We start from the raw sequence: 13,125 nt of genomic DNA, 5'->3' as shown, positions 1-13,125 counted from the left end.
CGGTGGGCCCGGCCCACCGCTCTTGTATGCAATCGACTCGGGCCGCAAAGATCTTGAATCAATCCGCCAGCAATTGGTCCTATCTCCTTGTTTGACCGTGGTCTTTTCAAAACACGGTTTGCGGCTGTCACCTGCGGCTAGCCCGTTAGGCAGCTTGGTCTAGCTTAGATCCTTCGGCTTGATGCAATGCGTCAACCGGGCCGCGCCGAAGCCGAGATCCGCCCAGTCGCCGTCGATGACAAAGCGGGCAAGGGCGCCGGTCGGGAATTTCTCTTCAAGTTTCCTGAGAGCAGCCACACCCGATCGCGGACTGGCAAGCCGGCGGGCAAAGTCCTCCAGGCCGGGATTATGGCCGAGCACCAGGAGACAGCTAGCCGATGCGACTGCCTGCTGCAGCTCGGCCAGAATGTCGCCAGCCGTGGCTTCGAAAAGCGCCTCGGCGAACTCCACCGTTACGCTCGCCGACAGTTCCGCCGAGACCAGCCGCCATGTCTCGCGCGTACGCAGCGCCGGCGACACCAGCGCCAGGTCAGGCTGCCAACTGCGCCGGGCCAGTTCGCGCCCCATCAGCGGCGCCGTCTTCAGCCCGCGCGGCCCGAGCGGCCGGTCGAAATCAGCAAGCGCCGGGTCGTCCCAGCTCGACTTGGCGTGGCGCAGCAGGAGCAATTGTCTCGGTGTCGCCAATGTCGGCCTACGGCGTGATCCGCGCCAGATGTTCGAGATCGCGCTCTTCGCGCAGCGGGTCGGGGGCCATCACCACCGAAGTTCCGTTTTCGGCATCGTCAGCGAAATGCGCCAGCACAGTGCGGCCGCCTTCCATGCGCGCCTTGCCGTCGGCGACGAGGCCGAGCGCCAGCGCGTAGAGCCGGTGCTCGGCTTTCAGAACGCGGGCGGCCAGTGTGTCCTCATTGTCGCCGACCATCACCGGCACCGCGGCTTGCGCGATGATCGGGCCGTCATCCATCTCAGGCGTAACGAAATGCACCGTGCAGCCATGGATACGCATGCCGGCGCGCAATGCGCGTGCATGGGTATCCAGGCCCTTGAAGGCCGGCAGCAGGGCAGGGTGGATGTTGATCATGCGCCCCTGCCACTTCTCGACCAGGCCGCGGGACAGGATGCGCAGATAGCCGGCCAGCGCCACGATCTCGGCGTTGAATGCAATCAGCGCGGCGTCGATCGCCGCATCATGGGCTTCCTTGCTGGCATGGTCGGCGCGCACGATGACCTTGGTCGGGATACCGCGCGCGGCCGCGATGCCGAGGCCGGCGGCGTTGGCCCGGTCGGAAATGACGCCAACGATCTCGGCCGGATAGGCCGGGTCGCTGGCCGCCGCGATCAGCGCCGTCATGTTGGAGCCGCGTCCCGAGATCAAAACAACCGTGCGTTTCCTGCTCATAGGCCGATCGAGCCCCGATAGATGACGCCGGCGTCGCGGCGCGGAACGATGCGGCCGATCGGCGTCACAGTCTCGCCGGCCTCCTGCAGCACGGCTGCGACCTGTGCCGCCTGGCCGGAGGCGACGACGAGGATCATGCCGATGCCGCAGTTGAAGGTGCGCATCATCTCCTCCGGCGCCACGCCGCCAGTCTTCGCCAGCCAGGAAAACACCGGCGGCACATCGATGGCATTGAGATCGAGTTCTGCGGAAAAGTCCTTCGGCAGGACGCGCGGAATGTTTTCGGGAAAGCCGCCGCCGGTGATATGGGCCAGCGCCTTGATGCCATGCGTGTTGCGGATCGCCTTCAAGATCGACTTCACATAGATGCGGGTCGGCTCGAGCAGCGCTTCGGCCAGCGTCGCCTCATCGTTGAACGGCGCCGGATCGCTCCAGGCAAGCCCGCTGACGCCAACGATGCGGCGCACCAGCGAAAAGCCATTCGAATGCAGGCCCGAGGAAGCCAGGCCAAGCAGCACGTCGCCTTCGACGATATCGTCGGTCGGCAGCAACTGGCCGCGTTCGGCAGCACCGACGGCGAAACCGGCAAGGTCGTAATCCTTGTCGTGATACATGCCGGGCATTTCGGCGGTCTCGCCGCCGATCAGCGCGCAGCCGGCCTGTCGGCAGCCGATTGCTATGCCGCCGACGATTGCCGTCCCCTGGTCGGGGTCGAGCTTGCCGGTGGCGAAATAGTCGAGGAAGAACAGTGGCTCGGCGCCCTGCACGACGATGTCGTTGACGCACATGGCGACGAGGTCGATGCCGATCGTGTCGTGCTTGCCGGCATCGATGGCGATCTTCAGCTTGGTGCCGACGCCGTCATTGGCGGCAACCAGCACCGGATCCGTGAAACCCGCCGCCTTGAGGTCGAACAGGCCGCCAAAACCGCCGATCTCGCCATCGGCGCCCGGCCGGCGCGTCGCGCGCACCAGCGGCTTGATCTTCTCGACCATGAGGTTGCCGGCATCGATGTCGACGCCCGCCTCGGCATAGGTGAGCCCGTTCTTGCGCTTGGCCCGGTCGCCCTTGCTCATCGTCGGCGCATCCCTGTTTCCCTCGGCGGCTCTTCGCATGAATGGTTTCGGGGGGCAAGGATGACGACAGGATACCGGGCTTTTGCCCAAGATAAATACGTGGACAGTCGCCCCTTCACCGTTGGTCCTTGCACCCACAATCCAACTCCATCATCTATCTGCAGAACAAGCATGGCGGGACATGCCTTTGACCATTCCCAACCTCATCACCATCCTGCGCTTCGTGCTGGTGCCGGCGGTGGTGCTGGCGATGCTGAACATGCGCTGGGACTGGGCCTTTGCTGGATTTCTCGTTGCCGGAATTTCCGATGGCGTCGACGGCTTCATCGCCCGCCGCTTCAACCAGCAATCGAGACTAGGCGCCTATCTCGATCCGATGGCCGATAAGGTGCTTCTGGTCTCGGTGTTCGTGGTCATGGGCTTCATCGGGCAATTGCCGCTGTGGCTGGTGGTGACCATGGTGTCACGCGATGCGCTGATCATCTGCGCCGTGCTTTTGTCCACGGTCATGGCGCATCCGGTCGAGATGAAGCCGCTCTATGTGTCGAAGGCCAACACCGCCGCCCAGATCGTGCTGGCGCCGTGGTGCTGGGCGAACTTGCCCTTGGCCTCCACCTCGACCCGCTCAGGCCTGCGCTCATATTGCTGTCCGGGGTCTTGACCGTGGCTTCGGCCGCGGCCTATCTCGTGGCTTGGCTGAGGCATATGAGCGGCTATGGCGAAGGCTCCACCCCGGGTAGTTGACAAGAATGCCGCGACTGCCGCGTTAGCAGACGCGGCTGCGTCCCTGGCGTTTCGCCGCCAGATTTTCTTCTGGCTGGGCACGGCAATCTTCCTAGCGCTGTTCCTCTACATTTTTTCCAGCATCCTGTTGCCGTTCGTTGCCGGCATGGTGCTGGCCTATTTTCTCGACCCGGTCGCCGACCGGCTGCAACGCCTCGGCCTCTCCCGGCTGATGGCGACGGTGGTCATCCTGATTGCCTTCATCGTCCTTTTGGTGCTGGCCTTCGTCATCCTGGTTCCGGTACTGGCCACGCAGATGGCCGATTTCGCCAGCAAGCTGCCGGAATATCTGACCCGGCTGCAGTCGCTGATCACCAGCTTCGATCCGAAATGGCTGGAGCAGAAATTCGGCGTCAATGCCAATGGCCTGCGCGACGGGCTGAATTCGCTGCTCACTTCCGGTTTCGGCCTGCTGAGCACCGTCTTCACCTCGATCTGGAGTTCCGGCGTTGCTCTGGTGTCGGTGGTCAGCCTGTTCGTGGTCACTCCGGTTGTCGCTTTCTACATGCTGCTCGACTGGGATCGCATGGTGGCGGTCGTCGACAGCTGGGTGCCGCGCGATTATGTCGGGACGGTCAGGGCGATCTCCAGGGACATCAACACCGCGACCGCCGGCTTCGTGCGCGGCCAGGGCACGCTTTGCCTGGTGCTCGGCGGCATGTATGCCACTGGCCTGACGCTGACCGGGCTGAATTTCGCCATCCTCATCGGCCTCTTCGCCGGGCTGATCTCGTTCATCCCTTATGTCGGCTCGCTGACCGGACTGGTCCTGGCCGTCGGCGTCGCCTTCGTCCAGTTCTGGCCGGACTGGACCATGATCGTTGCTGTCGCCGTGGTGTTCTTCATCGGCCAGTTCATCGAAGGCAACATCCTGCAGCCCAGATTGGTCGGAAAAAGCGTCGGCCTGCATCCGGTCTGGCTGATGTTTGCGCTGTTCGCTTTCGGCGCCCTGTTCGGCTTCGTCGGCCTGCTGATCGCCGTTCCTGCTTCGGCGGCGGTTGCCGTGCTGGTGCGCTTTGCCATTGCCCGCTATCTGGAATCGCCGCTCTACAAGGGACACTCCACCGAGCCAGTCCCGCCGCTGCCTGCCGATCGCGGCGGCGGCCACCGCTCGCCGCGCGGCTGAACGTGGCGGATCAAAAGACCGAACCGCCGCGCCAGCTGCCGCTCGACCTTGGCCATGGCACCGGCTATTCGCGCGACGAGCTGGTGGTGTCGGCCACCAACCGTGAGGCGGCAGCCCTTGTCGATCGCTGGCCGGACTGGCCGTCGCCGGTGATCGTGCTCGCTGGCCCGGCCGGTTCCGGCAAGACACATCTGGGCTCGATCTGGCAGGCGCGGGCCAACGCTGTGGCGGTCGATGCCCAGCGCATCGGCAATGCCATCACCGGGCTTGGCGGCAGGCCCGCGCTGATCGACGATGTCGACAAGACAGCCATCGACGAGGCGGGCCTGTTCCATCTCATCAATGAAGTGCGCGGCGCCGGGGCCACCTTGCTGTTGACGGCGCGGCGCTTCCCCGCCGCCTGGAGGGTGAGGTTGCCCGATCTTGCCTCGCGGCTGAAGGCGGCGGCAACCGTCGAGATCCATGAGCCGGACGATTTGCTTCTGGCCGGTGTCATCACCAAACTCTTCGCCGACCGCCAGGTCGAGGTCGAGCCGCATGTCGTGCAATATCTGGTGCGCCGCATCGAGCGCTCGCTGGCCACCGCCATGCGCGTGGTCGAGCGCCTCGACCGCACCGCGCTCGAGCGCAAGACGCCGATCACCAGGGCGCTCGCCGCCGAAACCGTCAGCGCAATGGACGAAGGGCAGGGCGAGTTCGAGGTTTAGATCCTGCTGCAATTCCCTGGACGGCGATTGTCGATCCCGCCCGTGCGACGTTTTCAAAACATGGATCGTGACATCACCTGAAACAATATTATACTTTCAATCAATGACATCGGAGCGATATCAATGCCTGCAGTGACCGTCCGAAATCTTCCGGAAGCGACCCACCGAGCTCTGCGTGTACGGGCGGCCTTGCACGGTCGCAGCACCGAGGCCGAGATACGCGACATTCTGGAAAACGCGGTGCGGCCGGACGGCCGTGTGAAACTCGGCTCCGTTCTGGCAGACATTGCCCGACGCGCCGGGCTGACCAATGAAGACGTGAAGGTCCTCGAGCAGGCTCGCGACAAGGCGCCGGCCGAACCGCTGGGGTTCGAATGATCCTCCTCGATACCAATGTCGTTTCGGAGGCCATGAAGCCCGAACCGCATCAAGCTGTGTTGGCCTGGCTTGATGACCAGGCCGAGGAAACGCTTTACCTCTCCAGTGTGACGCTCGCCGAAGTGCTGTTCGGCATCGAGGCCATGCCGGCGGGTCGGCGCAAGGCTGCGCTCGCTGAAACCTTCGCCGGTGCGTGCGCCGTGTTTGAGCGCCGCATCCTGCCTTTCGATACCGAGGCGGCCCGGCACTATGCCCGACTTGCAGTGAAGGCGAGGGCAGCCGGCAAGGGGTTTCCTGTGCCCGACGGCTACATCGCGGCAATCGCCTCCGCAAACGGCTTTCATGTCGCCTCGCGTGACACGGCGCCATTACATGCGGCCGGCGTGCCTGTCATCGATCCTTGGGAGCCGTAACCAGGTACGGCAGCCCGACCAGAGCGCGAGCTGCGAACATGCGTTTCCGCAGGATTTCCTCTACAGCGACGACAGCGTGTTCGAATGAATACACTCGATCTCTCCGTGCCCACCGCCGCATGAGGGCCGCTGTCCCATTTCGGGAAACATTATCTGGCATCCGTCTTGCACCTGGGAACTTGCCGGCTGACCCCGGTCCTGGTCGCGTTCCTGATCGGGTTGTAGGCTCGCCGGGAGTGATGATTGGGGTTCTCGCCCGGCGAGCTTACCTTCGTAGAGCAGTCACCGGAGTGTCCGGGAGGGTGCCCTATAGCCACAACGCCGCCAGATACCGGACCAGCAGATAGACCACCGTATGCGCTGCCACGTAGCACGCGGCGACGACGACAAAGAACAGCACGCTGGCGGGCCACGAGCGGGGACGGCCTTGCCTCTTGCTCGGCCGGTTGTTCCAGATCCACAGGGCTGCACAGATAATGGCCCAGACGACGACGAACGGAACCGTGATGCCGATGTAAGCGAAGTAGGCAGGGCCAATCAGCGAAAGCCATGCCTCGAGACCAAGCATCCAGAATCTCCCCTTTGCCCGGAGTCTAATGCATGTCGCTCAAAAGTGGTCCCGGTTTTGAGAGAACGACATGCATCAAAACAAAAATCAAAGCGCGTCGCCTGGATACGTTTCAGCGCGACGCGCTTTTAGACCGGCGATAGAGGTGGAAGCGAGGGGATTATCCCTGCGTCGATTTTCAGCCAAACCCGCCGAAGGGATGCTGTTCGATGACACGGGCGCCTGATGCATGTCGCTCAAGTGGCCCCGGTTTTGAGAGAACCGCATGCATCAAACAGGACCTCAAGCGCGTCGCGTGAGTCCGTTCAAATGAGACGCGCTTTAGGTCAGATTGGTGCTCCGGCCGCCAACCCGGCCGCCAACCCGGCCGGAGCAGGTCCAAAGCGATCGGATCAGCCGCAGACCCTGACCTCTTCGACGACCCTGTGGTGATGGCGCCAGTGCCTGACCAGTTCGATATGGCAGCGGTGATGGCGGTGGTGGCGCCGCCATTGGCCATCCTGGTTGTCGCTGTAGTCGTCGCCATAGTCGTCGCTATAGTCTTTGTGGCGCTGGTGATGGCGAAGAATCTGTATATCGCCATCGTCGGACGAATATTGATCGTCGTCATCGGACTGGATAGTCAGACTGGCGGCTTGCGCCGGTGCGATCAAAGCCGCCGTTCCGGCGAACGCGATCATCGAGGCGATGAGAAGGGTTTTCATTGTTTGCTCCTTGGGTTGAACATACACAACTCTCGGAGCGAACTGGTGTTCCAATGTAGGGTCCGATCGGCGAGCGGCTGCTGCTTGGGCAATGCGTGCCGCCATGCGCTACCGGCGAGGCAGCCATTGGCGACCTTGGGAGTGACCTTGGGCAAGGACTGGCTTTGTGGGAAAAAATGGTCGGAGTGGAGAGATTCGAACTCCCGACCCTCTGGTCCCAAACCAGATGCGCTACCAGGCTGCGCTACACTCCGAGGCCCTGCGGCGTATACGGTTCCGGACCCTGTCGCGCAACCCCTAAAACATCAAACGGGGCTTGGCAGTCTGCGCTCCCGCGCAATCCTGGCTGCGATCGCCTTGGCCTGGATGCGAGCATTGGCGAAGCAGCCGCGGATGCTTGGCCGCATGCCGGTGAACCACAGGCCCGGCAGTTTCGGGTCGCTGTCGGCGCCGTTGAACAGCGGCACGCCCTTTTGGTCGAGCACGCGGAGCTTGCCCAGCATGGCCTCGAGCCCGGTGCGGTAGCCGGTCGCGGCGATGACGATATCGGGCTGGATCGTCGCGCCATTGTCGAAAACGACCGTGTCGCCGGTAAATTCCCGCACGGTTGGCAGCACGATGATCCTGCGGTCCTTGATGGCATCGACGGCGCCGTCATCGGTGGCGATGGCGGTATAATCCGACGCCAGCCGGCTTGCGCCGCCCGAAGGCGTCGGCGGCAGGCCGTAGGCCGTGAGGTCGCCGAAGGCCCATCGCTGCGTCGCCGCCATCACCGCATCGGCGAGCTTGAACGGCAGCCGCGCCAGGATCGGCGAAAATCGGTGGACGGCGATCTGGCCGAGGCGCTTGGGCAGCAGTGCCGGACCGTTGCGCGCCGACAGCCAGATCTGTCCCGCGTCGGCTGCCACCAGGTGATTGAGCACGTCGAAGCCGGAATTGCCGGCGCCGACGACCAGCACTTTCTTGCCCGCATAGGCCTTGGCGTTACCGAATGCGGCCGAATGGATGATGCGCCCGGCAAAGGCCTTCATGCCTTTCCAGGCCGGGATGAAGGGCTGCCGGTCGCGCCCGGTGGCGATGACGACATGGCGCGCCAGCCGCGGCCCGGCACTGGTCCGCACAAGCCAGTGGTCGCCCTCGAAGCCAATCTCCTCGACCGCGATGCCGAACTCGACCGGCAGCCGGTGCATGGCGTGGAATTCGTTCAAATGGCCGATGATGGTGTTTCGGTGCGGAAAGGCAGGGGTGCCGGCAGGAAAGGAAACGCCCGGCAGCGCCGAAAGGTCGCGATGCGTGTTGAGATGCAGTCGCTCGTGCCGCCCGTGCCATGGCTCGGCCAGCCGGGCTTCCTTTTCCAACACCATCACAGGCACTCCGGTCTTGAGCAGCGCATGGGCTGCGGTCAAGCCGGCTGCCCCGGCGCCGATCACGATCGCGCCGTCGAAAATCGCTTGGCTGTCGGCCTCGGCGTGCAAAATCCCTGCGTCCATGCCTCTTTGTGTCGCCATCATGACCATGACTTTTGATGCTACGCCAGTGTATCGGGCCGATGCCGCTGCCGAAGCGGCCTGGTTGCAGGCCGCTTCGGCCTTGCCGTCGGCAGTGTTGCACAGTATTGACTGAAATAAGGCGGCGCTACCGCCAACGCAGCTACGAGGTGCCCATGTCCGCGCGAATTTTCAGCCCAGCCAAAACCGCGATGCAGTCCGGCAAGGCCAAGACCGGCCATTGGGTGCTGGAATTCGATCCCGCCCAACGCAAGAAGATCGACCCGCTGATGGGCTACACCACATCGGGCGACATGCTGAGCCAGATCAGGCTGACCTTCGACACCAGGGAAGAAGCGGTGGCCTATGCCGAAAAGCAGGGGCTGGCCTTCCGTGTCGAGGAGCCGAAAGAGACCAAGCGCCGGCAGATTTCCTATGCGGAAAATTTCCGCTATGACCGCAGGATACCCTGGACGCATTGACCGGCGGTCAGCGCCTGGCACATAGACACCAGCCGGCCAAGATATCAAATGCCGGCCAGCGGTCCCGTAGCTCAGCTGGATAGAGCACCGGCCTTCTAAGCCGATGGTCACAGGTTCGAATCCTGTCGGGATCGCCAACAACTTCAAAGAGATAGTGTGGAGGCCTGAGTGGGAATTGAACCCACTACGTCGGTTTTGCAGACCGATGCGTCACCGTCCCGCCCTCAGACCATGGCTCCTTGTGCATTGATCGCGACAGCTAGTCAACTTGGCCCGCCTCTGCTCGCAGGTTCGGACCGCGATCCGGCTGCCACCAGTCGAGGTGTTCGGAACGCGGCTCGCGTTCAGGCGTTTGTCGCAGATGGCACCGAAGACGCCCACCATTGCGCGCATCTGGCGCGGCAGGACCTCGCCCGACAAGGCCGATGCCTATGAGCGCTACAATTACGAGGCTGGTATCAAGCCGCTGATCGAGAAAGCGCTTGGCGTGCAGACTTTTCGCGAGGACACGCCGACACATTCGGAATTCATCACCATCTCCTATTGGGAGAGCGTCGAAGCAATGGCCGCCTTTACCGGCGGCGATCCGCAAAGCATCCACCATCTCGACCGCGACAAGGAGTTCCTGATCGAATTGCCGAAGGGTGTCCAGGTGTTGCGCATCCTTTCCAGCCACGGAATGGTTGGCGGCAGCTGATGTTTGCGGGCTTTGACGCCAGGACCGTTCAAATGGAGGAGACATCGATCTTCGTCAGGGCCGGTGGCTCAGGGCCGCCGCTGCTGCTCCTGCATGGCTTTCCCGAAACGCATGTGATGTGGCGCGACATAGCGCTGGCCCTGGCATCGCACTTCAGCGTGGTTGCCGCCGATCTCAGGGGCTACGGCCAAAGCGGCTGTCCAGTCTCCACTGCCGATCATGCCTCCTATTCCAAACGGGCGATGGCGCGCGACATGGTGCAGGTTATGGACGCACTCGGTTTCGACCGCTTCATGGTTGCCGGCCACGACCGTGGCGGCCGCGTCGCCTACCGCATGGCGCTCGACCACCGTGAAATCGTATCGAAGGTCGCCGTTCTCGACATCGTCCCCACGGCCTCCGCCTGGGATCGGGCCGATGCCAGGTTGGCGCTGGCCTTCTGGCCGTGGAGCCTGCTCGCCCAGCCGGAACCGCTGCCTGAGCGCCTGTTGTCCGCAGCACCCGACGCAGTTGTCGACAATGCGATCGCCGGCTGGGGCTCGGCTCCAGATGCTTTTCCCGCTGAGGTCAGGGCCGCCTATATCGAGGCGCTGCGTGATCCCGCCCATGCCCACGCCATCTGCGAGGAATATCGCGCCGCCGCAGGCATCGACCGCGAGCACGACGCGCAGGACCAGGCTAATGGCTGTCGCATCAGATGCCCGCTGCTTGCGCTCTGGAGCGGCGAGGGCGGGTTGGAGAACTGGTATGCGGAGGAGGGCGGCCCGTTGGCGATCTGGCGGCAATGGGCTGATAACGTCGGAGGCGGCTCGGTCAAGGGTGGGCATTTCTTCCCGGAAGAGCACCCCGGAGACACGGCTGCAAGGCTGTCGAGATTCTTCGCAAGCTGACTGCGGGCCGGTTGCTAAAATCCGGGCCTGTGTGTTCCTGTGTCGACTATCTCAGATGGCCGAGGGATTGCAGGATCAAAGTGCTCGAAAGACCAAGCAGGGCGATACCGTAAAACCGGTCGATCCACACGGCGTTTGGCCCAGCCAGAAGCCTTGCAGCCCGCGCGCCAAGGGCTGCGTAAAACGTCAGCACAAACACATCGGCAAGCGCGGCGATAATGGCCAGGATGCCATACTGGATCGCGATCGGCTCATCCTCGCGGACAAAATGCGGCAGGATCGCGGGGAAAAGCAGCCAGGCCGCCGGATTTGTGACCGCCACCAGGAAGCAGCGCCCAATGAGTGCCTTGGCTGAATGGCGTGTTTCGGGAAGGTTAGGGTTGAACGAAGGTCGGGATGCGGTGCGCAGGGTACCGATGGCGACGAAAAGCAGATAGCCCGCGCCGAACATCCTGAGAGCCGAGAGATAGAATTCCGAAGCCAGCAGAAGAGCGCCGAAGCCCAGCGCGACGATGCTGATAAGAACGAAATCAGACAGTACGACGCCGGCCATGCCGAGAAACGCGCGTCGAAAACCGTAGCGGGAGCCGTTGGTGATGGCGAGCACGACGTCCGGTCCCGGAACCGCCATTCCGAGCACCGACACGAAGGCAAATGTCACCAGCGGCAGGTTTCCCATGACGCCGCGTAATGTACCCGGCGCTCACCGTCCGTAACGCCCTTCACACAGCGGCTTGGCTATCGCCGATTGTTGTTGGCCACCTTGGCTCAGTGCCCGCCGCGCATCTTCACCACCACAGTCCTCACCGCCAGCACCAGCACAGTGATGATGATCAGGATCACCGAGAGCGCGGCGATCGCCGGGTCGATGTTGTCGCGCAGGCCCATCCACATCAGCCGCGGCAGCGTGATGGCGTTGACCGAGGTGATGAACAGGGTGACGCCGATCTCTTCCCAGGACAGCACGAAGGACAGCAGCGCGGCGGTGACGATGCCGAACTTGATGTTGGGCATGATGATGCGCGTGGCGCGCTCCCACACGCCGGCGCCAAGGCCGCGCGCGGCAAGGTCGATGCGGCGGTCGAGCTGGCTGAGCGAGACCAGGATCAGCACCGTGGCGAAAGGCACCGTCATCACCGAATGCGCCATGGCGACGCCCAGCCAGGTGTCGTAGCCGAAGAACGAGCTCATGCCCGAGATCGACGTCAGCAGGAAGTAGAGCGTGATCGCCGAGACCACCGGCGGCACCACCATCGGCAACAGCACGAAGCCGACAAGGGTGGCCGTGAAGCGCGGCTGGAACATCCAGACGCCAAGGCTGAAGCACAGCGCCAGCACGGTGGAGATGACGCTGCTGACGATGCCGATGCGGATCGACAGCAGGATGGCGTCGAGCCAGCGCGGATCCTCGATCAGCGCGCGGTAGTGGCGCAGCGACAGTTCGCCCGTCGGCATAGCCAGCATGCGGCTTGGCGTCAGCGACACTGGGATGACCGCCAGCAGCGGCAGCAGCAGGAACAGTGCCACCAGCACGGCGAGGATCAGCGAGACGGGACCGGGGCGATAGGTCGGCATCAGATCAGTTGCTTCGGTCTGACATAGCGGAACAGCAGCGCCATGAGCGCGCCGACGAACAGCACCAGCACGACGCTGATCGCCGCGCCCAGTCCCCAATCGGGACTCTGGAAGATGCGCAGATAGATCAGCTCGGCGATCATCACGCTGCGGCCGCCGCCGAGGATCGCCGGCGTGACGAAGAAGCCGAGCGAGAAGACGAACACGATCATCGCCGAACCGATGATGCCGGAGCGCGTCATCGGCACGAACACGGTCCAGAAGGTGCGCATACGGCTGGAGCCGAGCCCGCGCGCCGCGAGCAGCACGCGCTCGTCGAGGCTGCGCATGGCGGAGGCCAGCGGGAACACCGCGAAGGGAATGAGGAAATGCGTCATGCCGACGATGACGCCGAACTCGTTGCGCACCAGCGCCAGCGGCTCGGAGATGAAGCCGATCGATTGCAGCCAGGTGTTGATCAGGCCGCGGTTGGACAAAAGCGCCACCCAGCCGAAGGCGCGGGTCAGCACCGAGATCCAGAAGGGGACGAGAATGCAGAATTCAGCGATTATGCGCTGTGCCGGGCTGCCGCGCACCCACACCATGGTGATGGCGTATGCCGCCGCCACGGAAACCACGGTGACGATCAGCGCGATGCGCAGCGTGCGGATGAACACAGACTGCACCAGGGCATCGGTGGCGAGCGCGCCATACTGGCCGAGTCCCGGTGTCGGCAAGGTGACGCTCCACTTGACGACGCCGAGGAACGGCCAGGCGTAGGCCAGCACAAGGAACAGGAGCAGCGGCGCCATCAGCACCGCCGCGCCCATCCTGTCGGAGAGGGTGCCTCTCATCGAAGCT

16 protein-coding genes, 3 tRNA genes and 1 pseudogene are annotated in these 13,125 nt (G+C 63.5%); 9 read left to right on the top strand and 11 right to left on the bottom strand.

Features of this window, described 5'->3' with window-relative positions:
• Positions 1–159: 159 nt before the first annotated feature.
• The 3 genes from NKI31_RS23095 to purM are packed head-to-tail and all read right to left on the bottom strand — an operon-like array spanning position 160 to position 2,475.
• Positions 160–666 (bottom strand): SixA phosphatase family protein, encoded by a 507-nt coding sequence (locus NKI31_RS23095; RefSeq protein ID WP_352652610.1) that lies wholly within the window; start codon positions 664–666, stop codon positions 160–162.
• Positions 667–691: 25 nt separating this feature from the next.
• Positions 692–1,399: a phosphoribosylglycinamide formyltransferase gene (gene purN / locus NKI31_RS23090; protein ID WP_023684759.1), complete on the bottom strand. Its 708-nt coding sequence runs from the start codon at positions 1,397–1,399 to the stop codon at positions 692–694.
• Entirely contained in the window at positions 1,396–2,475 is a 1,080-nt protein-coding gene (gene purM / locus NKI31_RS23085; RefSeq protein ID WP_352652660.1) for a phosphoribosylformylglycinamidine cyclo-ligase, read from the bottom strand. Before purM ends, purN begins: the two co-directional genes overlap by 4 nt.
• A gap of 187 nt (positions 2,476–2,662) precedes the next feature.
• On the opposite strand from purM, the pseudogene NKI31_RS23080 reads away from it, so the two are divergent.
• From NKI31_RS23080 to NKI31_RS23060, 5 genes and pseudogenes are all read left to right on the top strand, one after another.
• A pseudogene (locus NKI31_RS23080) lies at positions 2,663–3,219 on the top strand (CDP-alcohol phosphatidyltransferase family protein).
• Positions 3,191–4,384, top strand: coding sequence for an AI-2E family transporter (locus NKI31_RS23075; protein ID WP_023695549.1), 1,194 nt, complete (start codon positions 3,191–3,193; stop codon positions 4,382–4,384). The pseudogene NKI31_RS23080 and the gene NKI31_RS23075 overlap by 29 nt, the downstream one beginning before the upstream one ends.
• Positions 4,385–4,386: 2 nt before the next feature.
• Positions 4,387–5,091 (top strand): DnaA regulatory inactivator HdaA, encoded by a 705-nt coding sequence (gene hdaA / locus NKI31_RS23070; protein WP_352652609.1) that lies wholly within the window; start codon positions 4,387–4,389, stop codon positions 5,089–5,091.
• 123 nt (positions 5,092–5,214) lie between these two features.
• Positions 5,215–5,469 (top strand): FitA-like ribbon-helix-helix domain-containing protein, encoded by a 255-nt coding sequence (locus tag NKI31_RS23065; protein ID WP_352652608.1) that lies wholly within the window; start codon positions 5,215–5,217, stop codon positions 5,467–5,469.
• Positions 5,466–5,882 carry a type II toxin-antitoxin system VapC family toxin gene (locus NKI31_RS23060; RefSeq protein ID WP_352652607.1) on the top strand — a complete coding sequence of 139 codons (417 nt, stop codon included), beginning with the start codon at positions 5,466–5,468 and terminating at the stop codon, positions 5,880–5,882. The genes NKI31_RS23065 and NKI31_RS23060 overlap by 4 nt, the downstream gene beginning before the upstream one ends.
• 307 nt (positions 5,883–6,189) lie before the next feature.
• On the opposite strand, the gene NKI31_RS23055 is transcribed toward NKI31_RS23060, so the two are convergent.
• The 4 genes from NKI31_RS23055 to NKI31_RS23040 all read right to left on the bottom strand — a co-directional run bounded on the left by NKI31_RS23055 (position 6,190) and on the right by NKI31_RS23040 (position 8,644).
• Positions 6,190–6,450, bottom strand: coding sequence for a hypothetical protein (locus NKI31_RS23055; RefSeq protein ID WP_023684764.1), 261 nt, complete (start codon positions 6,448–6,450; stop codon positions 6,190–6,192).
• Between the two features lie 392 nt (positions 6,451–6,842).
• Positions 6,843–7,154 (bottom strand): hypothetical protein, encoded by a 312-nt coding sequence (locus NKI31_RS23050; RefSeq protein WP_023689055.1) that lies wholly within the window; start codon positions 7,152–7,154, stop codon positions 6,843–6,845.
• Between the two features lie 177 nt (positions 7,155–7,331).
• Positions 7,332–7,408 (bottom strand) — tRNA-Pro (locus NKI31_RS23045).
• A 51-nt stretch (positions 7,409–7,459) separates the two neighbouring features.
• Positions 7,460–8,644, bottom strand: coding sequence for a flavin-containing monooxygenase (locus NKI31_RS23040; RefSeq protein WP_352652606.1), 1,185 nt, complete (start codon positions 8,642–8,644; stop codon positions 7,460–7,462).
• A gap of 173 nt (positions 8,645–8,817) precedes the next feature.
• On the opposite strand from NKI31_RS23040, the gene NKI31_RS23035 reads away from it, so the two are divergent.
• Together NKI31_RS23035 and NKI31_RS23030 are read left to right on the top strand one after the other, a co-directional pair.
• Positions 8,818–9,123, top strand: a complete 306-nt coding sequence (locus NKI31_RS23035) for an ETC complex I subunit (protein WP_023670294.1) — start codon at positions 8,818–8,820, stop codon at positions 9,121–9,123.
• Positions 9,124–9,183: 60 nt separating this feature from the next.
• Positions 9,184–9,260, top strand: a tRNA-Arg gene (locus NKI31_RS23030).
• 20 nt (positions 9,261–9,280) lie between these two features.
• Here NKI31_RS23030 and NKI31_RS23025 read toward each other — a convergent pair.
• A tRNA-Cys gene (locus NKI31_RS23025) sits at positions 9,281–9,354 on the bottom strand.
• A gap of 130 nt (positions 9,355–9,484) precedes the next feature.
• Here NKI31_RS23025 and NKI31_RS23020 point away from each other — a divergent pair.
• Both NKI31_RS23020 and NKI31_RS23015 read left to right on the top strand, forming a co-directional pair.
• Positions 9,485–9,820, top strand: a complete 336-nt coding sequence (locus NKI31_RS23020) for an antibiotic biosynthesis monooxygenase family protein (RefSeq protein ID WP_023754689.1) — start codon at positions 9,485–9,487, stop codon at positions 9,818–9,820.
• Complete coding sequence (locus tag NKI31_RS23015; protein WP_502899190.1) at positions 9,820–10,710, top strand: alpha/beta fold hydrolase; 891 nt, start codon at positions 9,820–9,822, stop codon at positions 10,708–10,710. The genes NKI31_RS23020 and NKI31_RS23015 overlap by 1 nt, the downstream gene beginning before the upstream one ends.
• Positions 10,711–10,756: 46 nt before the next feature.
• Here the strand turns inward: NKI31_RS23015 and NKI31_RS23010 are convergent, their stop codons facing one another.
• The 3 genes from NKI31_RS23010 to NKI31_RS23000 form a co-directional block, all read right to left on the bottom strand.
• Positions 10,757–11,371 carry a LysE family translocator gene (locus NKI31_RS23010; protein WP_352652604.1) on the bottom strand — a complete coding sequence of 205 codons (615 nt, stop codon included), beginning with the start codon at positions 11,369–11,371 and terminating at the stop codon, positions 10,757–10,759.
• Positions 11,372–11,478: 107 nt separating this feature from the next.
• Positions 11,479–12,285, bottom strand: coding sequence for an ABC transporter permease (locus tag NKI31_RS23005; protein ID WP_023689053.1), 807 nt, complete (start codon positions 12,283–12,285; stop codon positions 11,479–11,481).
• Entirely contained in the window at positions 12,285–13,118 is an 834-nt protein-coding gene (locus NKI31_RS23000; protein ID WP_023670301.1) for an ABC transporter permease, read from the bottom strand. Before NKI31_RS23000 ends, NKI31_RS23005 begins: the two co-directional genes overlap by 1 nt.
• Positions 13,119–13,125: the final 7 nt, after the last annotated feature.

This window comes from Mesorhizobium sp. M0659 (assembly GCF_040320605.1).
Lineage (GTDB): Bacteria > Pseudomonadota > Alphaproteobacteria > Rhizobiales > Rhizobiaceae > Mesorhizobium.
Note: the sequence above shows the minus strand (reverse complement) of the source record. Positions and strands in the feature narration are given on the sequence as shown.